Origin of the sequence: Paenibacillus sp. GCM10023250 (assembly GCF_042653205.1) — a bacterium.
In the GTDB taxonomy this organism is placed as follows: domain Bacteria; phylum Bacillota; class Bacilli; order Paenibacillales; family Paenibacillaceae; genus Paenibacillus_Z.
In genome coordinates, this window is record NZ_JBHSHY010000001.1 from 139430 (window position 1) to 157082 (window position 17653).

At 62.2% G+C, this 17653-nt stretch carries 16 protein-coding genes; 15 read left to right on the forward strand and 1 reads right to left on the reverse strand.

Translation table 11 applies throughout. The annotated features are described in order from the left end of the window. From ACFPB1_RS00615 to ACFPB1_RS00670, 12 genes are all read left to right on the forward strand, one after another. Positions 1-903, forward strand: coding sequence for a response regulator (locus ACFPB1_RS00615; protein WP_379220755.1), 903 nt, complete (start codon positions 1-3; stop codon positions 901-903). Positions 904-1214: 311 nt separating this feature from the next. Beyond that, the gene (locus tag ACFPB1_RS00620; RefSeq protein ID WP_379220757.1) at positions 1215-1604 is read left to right on the forward strand and encodes a hypothetical protein; all 390 of its coding nucleotides are present in this window, start codon (positions 1215-1217) and stop codon (positions 1602-1604) included. A 28-nt stretch (positions 1605-1632) separates the two neighbouring features. Further along, entirely contained in the window at positions 1633-2619 is a 987-nt protein-coding gene (gene glpX, locus ACFPB1_RS00625) for a class II fructose-bisphosphatase (RefSeq protein WP_379220758.1), read from the forward strand. A gap of 843 nt (positions 2620-3462) precedes the next feature. Continuing rightward, positions 3463-5211 (forward strand): ABC transporter ATP-binding protein, encoded by a 1749-nt coding sequence (locus ACFPB1_RS00630; protein WP_379220760.1) that lies wholly within the window; start codon positions 3463-3465, stop codon positions 5209-5211. Between the two features lie 72 nt (positions 5212-5283). After that, positions 5284-7311: an ABC transporter ATP-binding protein gene (locus ACFPB1_RS00635; RefSeq protein WP_379221660.1), complete on the forward strand. Its 2028-nt coding sequence runs from the start codon at positions 5284-5286 to the stop codon at positions 7309-7311. A gap of 414 nt (positions 7312-7725) precedes the next feature. Then, positions 7726-8097 (forward strand): hypothetical protein, encoded by a 372-nt coding sequence (locus ACFPB1_RS00640; RefSeq protein WP_379220763.1) that lies wholly within the window; start codon positions 7726-7728, stop codon positions 8095-8097. A gap of 244 nt (positions 8098-8341) precedes the next feature. Continuing rightward, positions 8342-8560, forward strand: coding sequence for a hypothetical protein (locus tag ACFPB1_RS00645; RefSeq protein ID WP_379220765.1), 219 nt, complete (start codon positions 8342-8344; stop codon positions 8558-8560). Positions 8561-8583: 23 nt separating this feature from the next. Then, on the forward strand, positions 8584-9300 hold the full coding sequence (locus ACFPB1_RS00650; protein WP_379220767.1) for a hypothetical protein: 717 nt from the start codon (positions 8584-8586) through the stop codon (positions 9298-9300). Beyond that, entirely contained in the window at positions 9297-10502 is a 1206-nt protein-coding gene (locus tag ACFPB1_RS00655; RefSeq protein ID WP_379220769.1) for a glutathionylspermidine synthase family protein, read from the forward strand. The genes ACFPB1_RS00650 and ACFPB1_RS00655 overlap by 4 nt, the downstream gene beginning before the upstream one ends. Positions 10503-10510: 8 nt before the next feature. Beyond that, complete coding sequence (locus tag ACFPB1_RS00660) at positions 10511-11203, forward strand: signal peptide protein (RefSeq protein ID WP_379220771.1); 693 nt, start codon at positions 10511-10513, stop codon at positions 11201-11203. Beyond that, positions 11203-11595: a DUF350 domain-containing protein gene (locus ACFPB1_RS00665; protein ID WP_379221662.1), complete on the forward strand. Its 393-nt coding sequence runs from the start codon at positions 11203-11205 to the stop codon at positions 11593-11595. The genes ACFPB1_RS00660 and ACFPB1_RS00665 overlap by 1 nt, the downstream gene beginning before the upstream one ends. A gap of 71 nt (positions 11596-11666) precedes the next feature. Then, complete coding sequence (locus ACFPB1_RS00670) at positions 11667-12698, forward strand: potassium channel family protein (protein WP_379220773.1); 1032 nt, start codon at positions 11667-11669, stop codon at positions 12696-12698. Positions 12699-12771: 73 nt separating this feature from the next. On the opposite strand, the gene ACFPB1_RS00675 is transcribed toward ACFPB1_RS00670, so the two are convergent. After that, on the reverse strand, positions 12772-13701 hold the full coding sequence (locus ACFPB1_RS00675) for a hypothetical protein (protein WP_379220775.1): 930 nt from the start codon (positions 13699-13701) through the stop codon (positions 12772-12774). A gap of 318 nt (positions 13702-14019) precedes the next feature. On the opposite strand from ACFPB1_RS00675, the gene ACFPB1_RS00680 reads away from it, so the two are divergent. From ACFPB1_RS00680 to ACFPB1_RS00690, 3 genes are read left to right on the forward strand one after another with little or no spacing between them, the layout of a single operon-like run. Further along, positions 14020-15696, forward strand: coding sequence for an ABC transporter substrate-binding protein (locus ACFPB1_RS00680; protein WP_379220778.1), 1677 nt, complete (start codon positions 14020-14022; stop codon positions 15694-15696). A 54-nt stretch (positions 15697-15750) separates the two neighbouring features. After that, positions 15751-16674 carry an ABC transporter permease gene (locus tag ACFPB1_RS00685; RefSeq protein ID WP_379220780.1) on the forward strand — a complete coding sequence of 308 codons (924 nt, stop codon included), beginning with the start codon at positions 15751-15753 and terminating at the stop codon, positions 16672-16674. Between the two features lie 10 nt (positions 16675-16684). Beyond that, positions 16685-17566: a carbohydrate ABC transporter permease gene (locus ACFPB1_RS00690; RefSeq protein WP_379220782.1), complete on the forward strand. Its 882-nt coding sequence runs from the start codon at positions 16685-16687 to the stop codon at positions 17564-17566. Positions 17567-17653: the final 87 nt, after the last annotated feature.

Below are 17653 nucleotides of genomic sequence, written 5' to 3' on the forward strand. Positions count from 1 at the left end.
ATGCCGACGTTTTGCATCATCGACGACGATGCGGTAAGCAGGCGGATGCTTCAGACGATCATCGAGAAGGGCGGGGTCGGCGAGGTGGTCGGGACGGCGGCGGGCGGTACCGAGGGCGCGCAGCTTATTCTCGACGAGCAGCCCGACGTCGTGCTGATCGACCTGCTCATGCCAGACCAGGATGGACTCGAGACGATCGCGGGCCTCAAGCAGGCGGGCTACGACGGCCGGTACGTCATGATCTCCCAGATCGAGAACAAGGACATGATCAGCAAAGCGTACCAGGCGGGGATCGAATTCTATATCCAGAAGCCGATCAACCGGATCGAGATCGAGGCGGTACTCGGCAAAGTGAGCGAGCAGTGGCGGATGGCGCGCTACTTGAACGAAATCAAGCAGTCGATCGCGAAGCTGGACCGCCTCGATCCGGAAGCGGCGGGCGAACGGAAGAGGCCGGGCGCCCGCGAAGTCATGCGGACGATCCTGATGGATCTCGGCATCGTCGGCGAGAGCGGAAGCAGCGATATCGCCGTCATGACGGAGTATTTGCTGCGCCATCATCGCGGAGGCGGTCTCCCGCCGCTGAAGTCGCTCTACGAGGCGTGCATCCGCGAGAGCAATCCGGAAGGCGCCGACGCCGAGAAGGAAGGCAAGGCGGTCGAGCAGCGCGTCCGCCGGGCCGTCCTCGCCGCGCTGACCAACCTGGCCAGCATCGGGCTGACGGATTACGGCCATCCGAAGTTCGAGCATTACGCGCCGCTCTACTTCGATTTTCGCGACGTCCGGCTTAGGATGAAGGAGATCGATGAGCTGGCGCCGCAGGAGAAGCCGAAGGTGAACATCAAGAAGTTTCTGCAGGTGTTCTATCTGGAGACGCTCGACAAGCTGAACGGGGCGCGATAGCGGCGGCCTCTATATACCATAGCCCGGCCGACCGGAGACACGCGATTCAAGCGCTGTCTCCTTTTTTGCGTGTTCCGGTACTGGCTTGCCGGCGGACAGCGAACGCTGCGGGATACGTATCGTGATGCTGCCGAAGCCGTCTCCTTTCCTTGCCGGAAACGAGGCGGCTGGGGCTATAGACCACATCTATTGCTCCTCTGAAAACTATGAATTACTTCAATGGGGATGATTCGTATTATAGTGAAGTTACGAACCGCGCAATCGTCGCGAAGCGAACCAATCCTAACTATTGACAGCAGGAGTGATTATACATGAAAACCTACTACGAAACCGACAAAGCCCATATTTACTGGGAAGAAGACATCGAGACCGTTGTCATCCGCTGGCACGCCTTCGCCAAAGGCGAAGAGTTCCGCGAGCCGCTCGACAAAATGATCGAGCTCGCCGTCATGAAGAACGCCAAAAAAGCGCTGTTCGATTCGAGCCATATTCTGGTCGTCGCCGAAGACACCAAATGGCTGGCCGAAGAATGGCTGCCGCGCCTCTTGAACGCCGGCATCCATTACACGGCGACGGTGAATCCGAAGCGTTCCGCGGCGAACGAAGAAGGCGATGTCCGCAGCGACCCTGCGCCGCTGCTGCATCATGAATTCACGGGGATGTGCCCCGCGGTGGAATGGTTGTCCGGTATTACGGCGTAAACGCCGGCCGGCGAAAGGAGAGGGAAACATGGAACGGGAATTGGCCTTGGAAGTGGTTCGCGTAACGGAATTGGCAGCGCTGGAATCGGCGCCGTGGATCGGCAGAGGCGATAAAATGAGCGCGGACGACGCCGCCACGACGGCGATGCGGACGATGTTCGATTCCGTCTCCATGCGCGGCACCGTCGTCATCGGCGAAGGGGAAATGGACGAAGCGCCGATGCTGTACATCGGCGAGCGATTGGGGAACGGCGAAGGTCCGGAGGTCGACGTCGCGGTCGATCCGCTCGAGGGCACGAACCTCGTGGCGAGAGGCTTGAACAATGCCCTCGCCGTCGTCGCGATCGCGAACAAGGGTCAGCTGCTGCACGCGCCGGACATGTACATGGAGAAACTCGCGGTCGGCCCCGCGCTCGCCGGCAAGCTGCGCCTGCTCGATCCCGTCGAGGTTACGCTGGCGAAGGCCGCCGACGTCCTCGGCAAGCCGGTCTCCGATCTGAACGTCATGATTCTCGACCGGGAACGGCACGCGCCGATCATCGAGACGATGCGCGGGCTCGGCGTGCGGATCTCGTTGCTGTCGGACGGCGACGTCGCCGGCGCCATCGCCCCGGCCTTCCCGGAGACGGGCATCGACCTGTACCTCGGCTCGGGCGGCGCCCCGGAAGGCGTGCTGGCCGCCGCGGCGCTGAAAGCGCTCGGGGGCGAGATTCAAGGGCGCCTGCTGCCGGAAAATCCGGAGCAGTACGAGCGCGCCGTCGCGATGGGGCTCGCCGATCCCGACCGCGTGCTGGCGATGGAGGACCTGGTCGGCACGGACGATGTCATCTTCGCGGCCACCGGCGTGACGCACGGCGAATTTCTAGAAGGCGTGCGTTATCTGCCGAACCAGCGGGCCGAGACCCACTCCATCGTGATGCGCGCCAATACGGGCACGGTCCGGTTCATCAAGACGATCCACTATTTACCGAATAAAACGATCCGCCGCGAAGAGTCGGCGCAGCTTACGGGCTGAACGCGGATCGCCTGAACCGGTGCGGACGTGCATGAAATCCGTGGCGGAGCGGAAAGATAATTGCGATATCGTCCGCCCACCCGAGCCGGGTTCGGACGCCCACCCGAGCCGGGTTCAGATGAATAAGGGACGAGTCTCTAATAATAGAAAGTTCAGAAAATTTGAATAAATAACTGGCGCATTGCCCGCGGCTGTGGTACAGTGTGTGTACACGAAAGGAGGTGGTCAACATTTCTAGTTCCATGTTGATCGCGTCCCTTACCCGGTCCGCTCGGATCTAGATCCGGACGGAGGCGCGGGATGCGGATCGATGCAGTACAAATAGCGCCTCGGGTACCCGTCGTTTTCGGACGACACGGAGGACCGCCGCGTTTGGCTCAGGCCGGGCGCAGGCGGTCTTCTTGTTGTTCCGGCCCCGCTATGCGGCGCTCTCCGCGAGGGGAGATTTACAAGAAGTTCAAGGAAATTTCAAATTGCCCATTGACAGTGCTCGCGCATCGATGGTAAATTGTCACATATACTTTGAGGAACGGAAAGGAGGGTTACGACTATGCGGTACGATCGATTGGTTTTAATTACGCTGCCGGCTGCCGGCGGCGTCCGCAATCGCATAGGACGTAACCCTCGCGCGGTCTGACCGCGGCAGGACGGAGAACGCGTTTTCCCCGTCTGCCCATCGGAAGGCGCACGGTTGCGGCGACGTAATCGTGCGCCTTTTTTGCGCGCTCGGCAGGGAATTCGCGGCTATCGGTCCGCGAATGCCCGAACACCGGGGCTCAGGCGTATCGCTTACGGCGGTACGTCTTTTTTGTTCTTCAAATCGAGAGAAAGGTTGTGGATGGCGTGTTTACCGTACTGAAGAAGTTAAGCTGGTTTTTCAAAATGCGCTGGAGGCGCTATGCGATCGCGACCGTGCTGCTGACGATCGTCGGCATCATGGACGTACTGCCGCCCAAGCTGATCGGAACGGCGGTCGACGGCATCCAGCAGGGGACGATGACCCCGGGCAAGCTGGCGGAGCTCGTGGCATTCTGGGGGGGTCTCACCGTCGTCGGCTATCTCATCACGTGTGTCTGGTGGTCGCTGCTCTTCGGCTCGTCCTTCGTGCTGGAGCGCACGCTGCGTTCGCGGCTCATGCGCCATTTCATGCGGATGACGCCGGCGTTCTACGAGCGCAACCGGACGGGCGACCTGATGGCGCGGGCGACGAACGACCTCGGCGCGGTGTCGCAGACGGCGGGCTTCGGCATCTTGACGCTGATCGATTCCACGCTCTTCATGCTGACGATTCTCGTCATGATGGCCGGCGTGATCAGCTGGAAGCTAACGCTCGCGGCGCTGCTGCCGCTGCCGCTCATGGCGCTCATCATGCAGCATTTCGGCAAGAAGATTCACGAACGGTTCACGGAGCAGCAGGACGCATTTGGCAATCTGAACGACCAGGTGCTCGAATCTGTATCCGGCGTGCGGGTCATCCGGGCGTTCGTGCAGGAAGGGGCTGACCGGCAGCGGTTCAGCGCGATGACGGACGACGTGTTCCGCAAGAACATCGCCGTCGCCAAGATCGACGCGCTCTTCGAGCCGACGGTCAAAATTTTGGTCGGGATCAGTTATTTGATCGGCCTTTGCTACGGCGGGGTGCTCGTGTTCCGGAGCGAAATCTCGCTCGGCGAGCTCGTCTCGTTCAATATGTTCCTCGGGATGCTCATCTGGCCGATGTTCGCGATCGGCGAGCTGATCAACATCATGCAGCGGGGCAACGCGTCGCTCGACCGCATCAACGAAACGCTCGGGGTGAAGCCGGACGTGCAGGATGCCGAACGGACCGTGCCGGTGCAGGTGCCGGAATCGCTTGAATTCAAAGGCGTGACGTTCCGCTATCCGTCCTCGACGATCGACAACCTGGTCGACATCTCCTTTACGCTGAAGCGCGGCCAGACGCTCGGCATCGTCGGGCGGACGGGAAGCGGCAAGACGACGCTTCTCAAGCAGCTGCTCCGCGAATACCCGCTCGGTCAAGGCCAATTGACGGCCGGCGGCGTTCCGCTCGGAGAAATCGCCTTGCGCGAGGTCCGCAGCTGGATCGGCTACGTACCGCAGCAGCCGATTCTGTTCAGCAAGACGATTCGCGAGAACATCGGCTACGGCATCGAAGGCGAGATGAGCGAGGAGCTGCTGGGCAAGGCGCTGGACCTGGCCGCGTTCCGCAAGGACGTCACGTTCCTGCCTGACGGCCTCGAGACGCTGGTCGGCGAGAAGGGCGTCGCCCTCTCCGGCGGGCAGAAGCAGCGCGTCAGCATCGCCCGCGCCGTCATCGCGAATCCGGAAATCCTCATGCTCGACGACGCCCTGTCCGCGGTAGACGCCAAGACGGAGACGGAGATTCTCCAGGGCATTCGCCGGGAACGCGCCGGCAAGACGACGCTCATCGCGACGCACCGGCTGTCCGCCGTGCAGCACGCGGACTGGATCATCGTCCTGGACGAAGGCCGGATCGTCGAAGAAGGCGTACACGAGCAGCTGCTCCAGAACAACGGCTGGTACAAGGAGCAATATGACCGCCAGCAGCTCGCGACGGCGGTCGAAGCGTAGGCGCTTCGATGCTCCCTCCCGGCATGTCACGGCAAGATCAGAACGAAGGAAGAAAAGAAGGTGGAACCTCCAATGGGCAACAACGGCAAACGATTATTTCAATACGCCTGGCAGTTCAAGAAACCGATCCTGCTCGCGCTGCTGCTGCTCGCGCTGGCGATCGCCGCGGAGCTGGTCGGCCCGTTCGTCGCGAAGCGGATGATCGATACGAATATCATGGGCATCGAGAAGCCGTGGTACGAAACCGCGAGCCAAGACGAACCGTACGCGGTCGGCTACCAAGGCCGCGCTTTCAAGCGCGCCGGCCACTGGCAGGCCGGCGAAACGAAAGGCCGCGAGGTGCGCGTGCTGCAAACCGGCTTGACCTACTATTTCGTCGACGCTGCCGGCGTCCCCGATACCGGCAAACGGACCTTCGCGGACGGTGCGCTGACGGTCGAAGCGAGTGACGGGACCACGCAGCGGTTTCCGGCCGTGAAGCTGACCCGCGGCGAGATCTACGGTTTCTACAAGCCTGAGTTCCCGAGCATCTTCAAGCTCGCGGCGTTCTACGTCGGGCTGCTGCTCGTCGGCGCGGCGCTGGCTTACGGCCAGCGGTATTTGCTCCAGGTATCGGCGAACCGGATCGTGCGCAAGATGCGCAACGACGTCTTCGGGCACATCCAGGAGCTGCCGGTGCAGTACTTCGACAACCTCCCGGCGGGCAAGGTCGTCGCGCGGGTGACGAACGATACGGAAGCAATCCGCGAATTGTACGTGTCCGTGCTGGCGAATTTCTTCTCCGGCGCGATCTACATGGTCGCTATCGTTGGCGCGCTGTTCATCCTAGATGAGACGCTCGCGCTGATCGCGCTGCCGATGCTGCCGATCCTGTACCTGTGGATCGTCGTCTACCGCAAGTTCGCGTCGCGGTACAACCACGTCATCCGTTCCCGCCTGAGCGACATCAACGGCATGATCAACGAATCAATCCAAGGCATGCCGATCATCCAGGCGTTCCGCCGCGAGAACGAGACGATGGCGGAATTCCGCGAGATGAACGACGATTACTTCAATTACCAGAACAAGCTGCTGACGCTCAACTCCTTGACGAGCCACAACCTTGTGAACGTGTTCCGGAACGTGATCTTCCTGCTCGTCATTTGGCTGTTCGCCGGCGGGTCGCTCTCTTCGGCTGTAACGATCGGCGTCCTCTACGCCTTCATCGATTATATGAACCGGATGATGCAGCCGATCGTCGGCATCGTCAACCAGCTGTCCAACCTGGAGGTCGCGCGGGTGTCGGCGGAGCGCGTGTTCGCGCTGCTCGACGAGCCGGGCGTCCCGGTCTCGGAAGAGCGGATGCCGCGGTACAAGGGCAACGTCGGCTTCCATGACGTATCCTTCGGCTACAAGCCGGGCGAGGATGTATTGAAGAACATCAGCTTCGAGGCGAAGCAGGGCGAGACGGTCGCGCTCGTCGGCCATACCGGCTCGGGGAAAAGCTCGATTTTGAACCTGCTCTTCCGGTTCTACGATGTGGAGCGCGGCACAATCACGATCGACGGCGCGGACGCACGGGGGCTCTCGAAGCAGCAGCTCCGCGAGCATATGGGCATCGTGCTGCAGGATCCGTTCCTGTTTACGGGGACGATCGCCTCGAACGTCAGCCTGGACGATCCCGCGATTACGCGGGAGAAGGTCGAGCAGGCGCTTCGCGACGTCGGCGCGTACGACATGTTCATGCAGCTGCCGAACGGCCTGGATGAACCGGTCATCGAGAAAGGCAGCACACTGTCGGCGGGGCAGCGCCAGCTCATCTCGTTCGCGCGGGCGCTCGCGTTCGACCCCGCGATACTGATTCTGGACGAGGCGACGGCAAGCATCGATACCGAGACCGAGGCCATCATCCAGCGGGCGCTCGACGTGCTGAAGCGCGGGCGTACGACGTTCGTCATCGCGCACCGGCTGTCGACGATCCGCGCGGCGGACCAGATTCTCGTGCTCGACCGCGGCCGCATCGTGGAGCGCGGCAATCACGACGAGCTGATGGCGTTCGGCGGCAAGTACCGCGCGATGTATGAGCTGCAGCAAGGCGCGGCGGTCGCCGTCAGCGCATAGGCCGGTCCGTCCGCCAGGCGGCAGCTCGGCCGCGCGCCGGTCGGACCCGCCAGGCAGCCGCTCGGCCGCTGACGCCCGATGCGGCAGGCGCGATCCTACGGCGTAGGCGCGTTCTCGCCTTCCGCGCGATGGCGACGCGTGTCCGCGCGAATCGCCGCGGTGCTGTGCGAGTCCGTCGGGAGCGCCACGCGAGATCGGCGCCAAGCGCAATTTCCAATTCGCGAAAGCCGCATGCCTGCGAACGGCATGCGGCTTTTTTACGCGCGCGCACCGTATTGGGGGGGCTATACCGTAACTGGCTGTCCGCATATTCGAGGGCAGCAGGGGAGGATTTCCGAGGGAAATCATCGAGAATAACGCGCTTCCTGCAACCTTGATGCCGACGACAGCGTCAGTTGCTGCGAGGTGATGGTCATGAAAATATTTACATTATTGGCGGCCGCATGCGCGAGTCTTGCGCAGGCGACAGGCTGCAGCAATGACGGGCCGGATACCCCGGGCACGACGATCTCGTCTTCCGCTTCATGGGCTTACGCGTTCGTCGTCCATGACGGCGTCGTCTATGCGACGACCGATGCGCCGGTCACCGGCGTCGGGCGGGAGATCGGCGCCGTCACGACGTATTCCGACGACGAAGGAACGTACGAAGGCAATTTCTCCAACCGTTACCCCGCCGGCACCAAGTATTATGTCGTCCCGGGCGTCGATCCCGCGGTCTCCATCGCGGTCGCGACCGACGGCGGGTACGTGCGGGCGGACGCTGCAGGCAAGTACGGCGCCAAGTAACGGGGCGGCAGTGCGGATCCACCCATCTCGCTGTCTCCGCCCGCGCCTGTACCGCATCGCAGCTGCAACGGAAGGAATTCGTTGCAATCGCCTTTATTAATGTAGGAATCGCGAATCGGCAGCGAGGTTCGCGTTCCCTCCATGTCCGCATTTGTCGGATCAGCTCGGAGATTGACAATTCTTCCGCCTATCGCTTACTGTGTAAAATCTGGTAGAGACTCCAAATTCGAGAGGATGGCAAGAAGTGGAACACGGAATCGGCGTCATATTATTCGTGAAGGAAGCGGAAGGCGGCCTGACGAGCGTCGACGAACGGGAATGGACCCCGGCGATGGTCGCCTCGCTCGAGCACGTCAACTATATTACGGTCGGCGGACGCGAATACGAGACACTGGAAGGCCGTATGAATCTGGATAGCGGCAAATTGGAAATCCTCGTCGTTCCGATGCGGAACGACGGATGACGCAGCGAAAGGGGGACCCTCGATTGACACGACACGAACAGCCGCATGAGACGATCAGAAGCAAGCTGTTTACGAAGGAAGGCAAGCCGCTGCGGGTGCTCTCGACGTCGCTTGGCCTCGCCCTGCTGGCCAGCGTCGCGTTCGGCGCGGTGACGTTCGCGGCGGACGGCACGGCGGCGGCGCCCGAGCAGCCGAAGCTGGTCGAGTACTCGACGGAGGCCGTGAAAGCGTATTTCGATCCCGCGGTCGACTGGAACCTTCCGATGCTCGTCGAGGACGACGATAACGGGCAGGCCCAGCCGCCCGCCGAACCTCTCGGTGGAGGCGGCGCGGGATCGGCCGGCACAAGCGGCTCCGGCGGCGAGACGATCGTCATCAACAATGGTTCGTCCTCCAGCTTCGGCTGGGACGATCTGCTCCTCTATCATTTGCTGTTCAATAACGGCGGCTCGTATTCGACGTCATCGTGGTCGAGATCGCATACGACGTACTACGCGGGCACGAGCGCGCCGTACAAAGCCAAGCGCTACACGGGCGACAGCTTCCAGAACAAGCCCGTCGTCGGCTCGGCCGTCCGTCCGAAGACGACGACGGGGTCGGGCACGGTCACGCGCCGTTCTTCGTCCTCGAAGCCCGGCGGCATCGGCGGCACCTCGAGCGTCATCAGCGGATCGAAGTCGAGCTCCGGCTCGTCGAGCCATAGCAGCGGCTCCCGTTCGTCGGGAGGCTTCGGCGGATGAGTACGCAGGCGTTCGAAGTGAGCGGGATGCCCGATCCGGACCGCGTATCGCGCGTCGCGCAGCTGCGCGACATCGGCTTTGCCTGGGCGGATCTGGAGGACGAGGCCTACTGGCTTGACCAAATTGTCGTCATGAAGGAGGAGACGTACGCCGAGCTCGAGGCCGCGGCCGCCAAGCTGTGGCGCATCTTCGATAAGGCGGTCCGCTTCGTGCACGGCAAACGCGAGCTCTACGAACGGCTCGGTATTCCGGAGATCCTGTGGGCGACGCTGGATCTGCTGCCGCTCCCGCCGGAGGGATTGATCAGCCGCTACGCGCGGTTCGACTTCGCCGTCTCGGACGAAGGCGCGATCAAGCTATTGGAGCTGAACGCCGACACGCCGACCGGATACGTCGAAGCCGCGATCGCGACGCCATGGCTGTGCGACGAGGCGGGCATCGCTTCGCCGAACGCGCGCATGGCGGAGCTCATCGCGGCGGCCTGGGCCGAGGAACGGCCCGATACCGCGGCCTGCGTCGGCTACGGCGAGCACTTGGAGGATTCCGGCACCATCGAGGCGCTCGTACGCCACAGCGGCTTGAACGTCCGCTGCGTCGACTGCCTCGAACTGTGGGTGGATGAAGGCGTGCTGAAGGATGGGCAGGGCAACGCGATCCGGAGCCTGTTCGCGTTGTACCCGAAGGAGTGGCTTGCCGTCGACGAGGGCGGCGACGCGCTGCTGTACGCGGTGGACAGCGGCAATCTCGCGCTGTTCAACAACCCGCATGCCATCATTCTGCAATCGAAGGGGCTGCAAGCGGCGATCTGGGGCTTGTACGAACTGAATCAGCTGTACGACGCCGAGGAACGGAAGGCGATCCGCCGTTATATGCTGCCGACCTATAACAAAGCTGTCTTCCAGGGCAGCTTCGTCTCGAAGTCGATGTTCGGCCGCGAAGGCGGCTCCGTCCGGATGTTCGACCGGGAGGGGCGGCTCGAGCTCGAGGACCGGGACGGCTTCGATACGAGCGCGCTGTTTCCGATCGTGTACCAGAAACGGGCGGAGCTGGCCCGCATCGCGACAACCGCGGGCGACTTCCATCTGCTGACGGGCCTGTTCGTGTTGAACGGCACGCCCTGCGGCCTGCTCGGCAGAGCCGGCGGTCCGATTACCGGCAATACGAGCCATTTTATCCCGCTAGGAGTGAAGGAACGAGGATGATCGAGAACATGACCCACCCAACACCCGCACCGGAACCGCCGCGGGCATCGTCCGGCGCTGCGCGCCGCTTCCGCCCGAGGCTGCTCGGCCTGCTCGCGATAGGCGCGCTCGCCGCGCTGCTGCTCGCCGCCTGCGGGAACGACCGGACGTCGGTGCTGAGCGCCGGCGCATCGGCGAACGCGCAGGCCGGCGCCGCCGACCCGAACCGGATCCCGTGGGATTACCGGCTCGTCCAAGGCACCGTCGGCGACTTGATCGGCGGCGACATGACGATCCTGCCGGACAACGCGCTGCTCCCGAACGACGGCAACTACGCTACCGGCGACAAAGTCTGGACGCTGCAGTACATGAGCGCCGACATGACGACGGGCGAGAACGGCAACAACGAAGTGAAGCTGTCCGCCTGGACGACGATCAAGTCGTATCCGGACGAGGCGAAGGCGAAGGCGGACATCGCCGATTTGAAAATATCACTTAAGACGAATGTCAGCCTAGTCGGCGTCTACAAGACGACCTACCAAGGCAAGACGCGCAATTTCGCCGTTATCACGCTGCCGTCCGGCAACCAGCTGAAACAGCCGATCGACGACGCGCGGTACCAGAAGCTCAAAAGTTTGAAAGAAGTGCCGGTCATGGTCGAGGAAGTCCACGACTACGCGAATTATGATTTGGCTTACGCGAAATTCAGGGGGTGGGCATGATGGTCGTGGTGACCAATCTAATTATTAGCGTCGTCGTCATTATTCTTCTTCAACTGCTCGGCATGCTCGTCTTCAGCTGGATGACCCCGTTCAAAGACATGGAGGAGCTGCGCAAAGGCAATACGGCCGTCGGCCTCGCGCTCGGCGGCAAGTTCATGGCGACGGCAATCATTCTCGGCGTCGCGGCGTACACAAATACGTCCATCTGGCATCTGATGCTGTGGTTCGCCGTGGGGTACGTCTGCTTGATTGCCGCATATTGGCTCTTCGAGCTGGCGACGCCGGGACTCAAGGTCTCCGAGCATCTGCAGCAGGGCAACAACGCCATCGGCATCCTGCTCTGCGCGGTATTCCTCGGCACGAGCTTCGCGATCAGCAGCCTGATCGTGTAACGCGCCAACCGGGAGGCCAGAGGCTTTCCGCCGCACTACGAGGCTGATCCGAACGGGAGTGGAACGTCCGCATGCATTTTTTGCTTCGCTTGCTGCTCAAAACCATGCATTTCAAGAACACGTCGATCATCCTGACGGCGCTCGTCTTCATCCTGGCGTGCTCGACGCTCGCGCTGGCGCTGGAGCCGGAGACGTTCCGTTCTTGGTACAACGCGCTGTATTGGGTGCTGACGACGATGTCGACGGTCGGCTACGGCGATTATTACGCCAAGACGGCAGCCGGCAAGCTGCTGACCATGTTCCTGTACGTATTCGGAATCGGGCTGCTCAGCCTGCTGATCGGCAAAGTCATCGATTCCGTCGCATCCATCCAGCGGCAGAGGGAGGCCGGTCAATTGCGGTATCAGGGGAAAGGCCACTTCATCATCATTAATTGGAGCAAGAAGGCGCAGTACGCCGTCGACGAAATCGCGGCCTGCCTGCCGGAAGCCGATATCGTCATCATCGACGAGTCCGATCGGCATCCGATGCAGCGGAGGAGCCGTGTGCACTTCATCAGCGGCGATCCGGCCTCCGACGAGGTGCTCGAAGAGGCGAATCTGAAGGAGGCGCGCGCGGCGATCATCTTCGCGGACTCGCGTATCGACGAGGCGGCGCTGGCCGACGGGAAGACGCTCCTAATCGCGTCGAGCATCGAGCGGCTCGCGCCGAGCATCCATTCCACGGTCGAGATCGTGCACGAGAAGAACGTCCAAAACTTCCGTTACGTCAAGGTGAACGAATTCGTGCTGTCGCATGATGCGATCTCGCGGCTCGCGGTCCGGGCGGCGCTGCAGGAGGGCAACGCGGAGATCTTCAGCCAGCTGCTCAGCCGGCAGCACGGCGACGATATCTACGAGGTGCCGCTGAAGCCCGAGTGGCGGACGTACGGAGACGCCTTCCAGGAGCTGCTGAGCCGGGGCGCGACGCTGATCTCCGACCGGGGCGACCTCGGCGTGAACCGCAAGCTTCGCGAGGCGATTCCGCCGGATGCGAGACTGTTCGTGATCGCGGACAAACCGACCATCGACGCGATCGTGGGCACGAAGGCGATTGAATCGTAAGACAGCTAAACCGAAAGACCATGCCTTGCGGCGCTGCCGCAGACATGGTCTTTTTTGCATGTCAGGGCGCCGCTTAGCGCAGATTCGCGCCGCCGCCCGAAGCGGAGGCGCCGCTGCCCGCGCCCGGCTCCAGGAAGGCGAGCCGGAAGGAGACGGCGCCGGCCGCGAGCGAGATCAGGAAGCAGGCCGCGGCGGCGAGCGGGAGCGCGGACCATTCGAAGAGCGCGCGGCCCCAATACGTCTGCCCGCCGATCGCGAGCAGGCCGAGCAGGAACGAGACCCCCGCGGCGTGGATATAGACGCGGCTCGCGAAGCCCCGCCGCGCGGCGCGGGCCGAGAGCCAGGCGACCGCCGGCAGCGCCTGCAGCGCATGGAAGCCGAGGCCATGCAGCCAGATGATGTTGCCGTCCGCTCCGACGATGCGGCCCTGGTTCATCGAGATCCAGATGCCGGCCGCGAAGGAGACGGCCACCGCAGCCATGGCGTAGCGGATGCCGATCGCCAGCTCGGGCTGCCGGCGGTAGGCGCTAGGCCGGAAAAAATAGCCGGCAAAGAAGAGGTAGTACGCAATCAGCAGCGCCGCCACGCTCGCGAATACATTGCCGACCGCGACGTCGAACGCCGCCGCGCCGTCGCCCAGGAACCGCGGATTGACGCCGCGGGCGTTTTGGATCGTTTCCGCCGCGTACGAGTAGAGCGCGAGCGCCATATACGACCAGCGGAAGAACGCCCGGACCTTCGGGCCTGCGCCAGAAAGCGGGACGATCGCCGCCGTCGACAGCACGAACAGCCCCAGCGCCGCGTTGAACGAGAACGCATGCGAGATGTCGCCGCCCGGCGCGACCGCCGCGCCTTCCGTCAGCCACCAAATGCCGCAGACGGCCGCGAGCAGCAGACCGAGCAGCCCCGTCAGTACCAGCCATCGTTCACCATGAAAGAACCGCGGGGGCTCCTTGGCTTCATGCCGATTTCCCGCCGTTTGCGAGATCATCACGTTCTTCATCTTCCTTCACTCCTTATTCGGTAAATGTGCTGCTCTCATCGTACAGCTGTTATTTATTGGAAAACACCTGCGCAAGGCCGAGGCCCGGGTACGGCTTTGGTCGAGGGCGGCCCCGGACTTCGAGCGGAGCGGCTCCAATCGCATGGTTTCGCGGCGAAATTGTTGATTGGATTGGCGATATGATCAGCCGGCGCGCAGGATTTCGGCATTGGATTGGCGATTTTGCACATATCGGGAAGGGGGCCGGGCCGTTAGTCTGAAGGAGTGAGAGCGCTTGCAAGCTCTCGTCACGATACGATTCAACGGAGGGTGAAACGCATGAGAAAATGGTTGGTATCCGGCCTGAGCGTCGCGCTGCTCGGTTCGCTGCTCGCGGCCTGCTCGTCGGACGGCGGGAACAACGCGGGTGCCGGGAACGCGAACGGCGGTAACGCGCAAGGCAACGGAAACGGAGCCGCGAACGAGGGGACGGCGGGGTCGCAGGCTGGGGAAGGCGAAGCGTCGGCATATCCGATCAAGACCGACAAAACGCTGACGTACTGGGGCGAAATCACCGGCAATCTGGTCGGCGTCAAAGCGTCGCACGACGAAGTCCCGTTCTTCCAGGATTGGCAGAAGAAGACCGGTGTGAAGCTCAAATTCACGGCGCCGCCGGCGGGTCAGACGAAGGAAGCGCTCAACGTGATGCTCGCCTCGGGCGATCTGCCGGACATGCTCGAGTACAACTTCCTCGGCTTCCCGGGCGGGCCGGAGAAAGCGATCGGCGACGGCTATATTCTGAAGCTGAACGACCTGATCGACAAGAACGCGCCGAACCTGAAGAAATTTTTGCAGGACAACCCCGACATCGACAAGATGGTCAAGACCGACAGCGGCAGCTATTACGCGTTCCCGTTCATTCGCGGCGACGAGTATCTGCGCGTTTTCCAAGGGCCGATCATCCGCAAGGACTGGCTCGACGAGCTCGGTCTGCCGATGCCCGAGACGATCGACGACTGGACGGCGACGCTGCGCGCGTTCAAGGAGAAGAAGGGCGCGGCCGCCCCGCTCTCGTTCGTCAGCAAGCCGCGGTTCTTCAACGAATCCGGCAACGGCGCGTTCATCGGCGCGTTCGGCGTGAACCGCGGCTTCTACCAGGAGGACGGCGAAATCAAGTTCGGCCCGGCCGAGCCGGGCTTCAAGGACTACTTGCGCCAATTCCACGAGTGGTACGCCGAAGGGCTGATCGACAAGAACGCCGCGACGGCGGATTCGAAGGCGCTCGACAGCAACATTGCCTCCGGCGCGACCGGCGCCACGGTCGGCAACGCTGGCGGCGGCATCGGCAAGTGGCAGCCGCTCGTGCTGGCGAACGATCCGAAGGCCGTGCTCGTCGCCGCGCCGTATCCGGTGCTGAAGAAGGGCGACACGCCGAAGTTCGGCCAGCGCCAGCAGGCGTACTCCTCCGAGGGCACGGTCGCGATCACGACGTCGGCCAAGGATCCGGAGCTGGCGGTCCGCATGCTGGATTACGGCTACAGCGAGGAAGGGCATATGTTTTTTAATTTCGGGACGGAAGGCGTCAGCTATAACATGGTGGACGGCTACCCGACCTTCACCGACCTGCTGATGAAGAATCCCGACAAGCTCGCGCCGGCGCAGGCGATATCGCAGTATGCCCGCAGCAGCTACAACGGTCCGTTCGTCCAGGACAAGCGCTACGCCGAGCAGTTCTTCGCGCTCCAGACGCAGCGCGACGCGATCGGCATTTGGGCCAAGACCGACGCGGCCAAGCATAACTTGCCGCCGCTTACGCCGACGCCGGAGGAGAGCTCGGAGTATGCCGCGATCATGACCGACATCGATACGCTGGTGGACGAGATGACGCTGAAGATCATCCTCGGCACCGAGCCGGTCGACAAGTACGACGATTACCTCGCGAAGATGAAGTCGCTGAACCTCGACCGCGCGATCGAGATTCAGACGGCGGCTTTGGCAAGGTACGACAGCCGGTAAGAGATCGGGGAGGGGATTCGCCCTCCCTACGAAACGAGGTGAACGCATCGCGCCATGGCACAGCCGTCCGCGGTCAAGAACCGCATCATGCGGGATTTCCTGCTCAATAAATATTTGTACCTGATGATGCTGCCGGTCCTCGCGTACTACGTCGTCTTCCATTACGCGCCGATGTACGGGGCGCTCATCGCATTCAAGAATTACTCGCCGATGAAGGGCATTCTCGGCAGCGACTGGGTCGGTCTGAAGCATTTCGAGGAGTTCTTCCGCAGCTACTATTTCGTACGTATTCTGAAAAACACGCTGCTCATCAGCCTGTATTCGCTGCTGTTCGAGTTTCCGGCGCCGATTATTTTGGCGCTGCTCATCAACGAGGTGCGCCACCGGATGTTCAAGCGCGTCGTGCAGACGATCACGTACATGCCGTACTTCATCTCGCTCGTCGTCATCTGCGGCATCATCACCGATTTCACCAACGCCGACGGCCTGATCAACCGCCTGTTCACGTGGCTCGGCTACGACGGGCAGGCCATGCTCCAGAAGCCCGGGCTGTTCCGCCCGATCTATATCTCGTCGGAGATCTGGCAGCGGATCGGCTGGGAATCGATCATCTACATCGCGGCGCTGATGAGCATCGACCAGGAGCAGTACGAGGCGGCCCGGATGGACGGCGCCAGCCGGTTCAAGCAGATTGTCTACATCACGCTGCCGGGCATCATGCCGACCATCGCGATCATGCTGATCTTGCGGATGGGCAACCTGCTCAACGTCGGCTTCGAGAAAATCATTCTGCTGTACAACCCGGTCACCTACGAGACGGCCGACGTCATCTCGTCCTTCGTGTACCGGAAAGGCCTGCTCGAATTCGGCTGGAGCTACAGCTCGGCGGTCGGTTTGTTCAATTCGTGCATCAATCTGATCCTGCTCGTGACCGCCAACGCCGTCAGCCGCCGAGTGAGCAAGAGCAGCCTATGGTGAGGTGAGAAGGATGAAAACGGAAACAAGCTTCGTCGACCGGGCGTTCGACGTCGCGATCTATACGCTATTGCTGCTGCTCGTCGCCGCCACGCTGTACCCGCTGCTGTACGTGCTGTTCGCTTCGTTCAGCGACGCCGGCCGGCTGATCGTGTACAAGGGCATCCTGTGGAAGCCGCTCGGCTTCAGCCTCGAAGCCTACAAGAGCGTGCTCGCGAATCCGGGCATCGCGATCGGCTACCGCAACACGCTGTTCATCGTTGTCGCCGGCGTCCTCGTCAACCTGCTCATGACGGCGCTGGGCGCCTACGTGCTCTCCCGCAAGAACGTGCTGTGGAACAACGTCTTCATGTTCATCATCGTGTTCACAATGTTCTTCGGCGGGGGGCTGATTCCGCTCTATCTGATTGTGAAGGGCGTCGGCCTGCTCGACTCGCTCTGGTCGACGATCGTGCCATTCGCGGTCAGCACGTTCAACCTCATCATCATGCGGACGGCGTTCATGGGCATTCCGGACAGCCTCGAAGAGTCGGCGAAGATCGACGGCGCGAATCATTTTACGATTCTCTTCCGGATCATCATCCCGCTCTCGATGCCGGTCATCGCCGTCATGATCCTGTACTACGCGGTCGACAAGTGGAACGGGTGGTTCTACGCGTCGGTCTTCATCAAGAGCCGCGAGCTGTTCCCGCTGCAGCTCGTGCTGCGGGAAATTCTGATCTCCAACTCGACCGACAGCATGTCGACGGGCGCCTCGGCCAGCGACCGGTTCCAGATCGGCGAGACGATCAAGTACGCGACGATCATGATCGCCACCGTCCCGATTCTGTGCGTCTATCCGTTCGTACAGCGGTTCTTCGTGAAGGGCGTCATGGTCGGCTCGTTAAAAGGCTGAACCGGACGGAAAATCGCAAGCGGAACGACAGGCCGTTCATCGGCCGACCCGCGCGAGGCCAGCCTGGCCCGCGCGGCCAACGAAAAG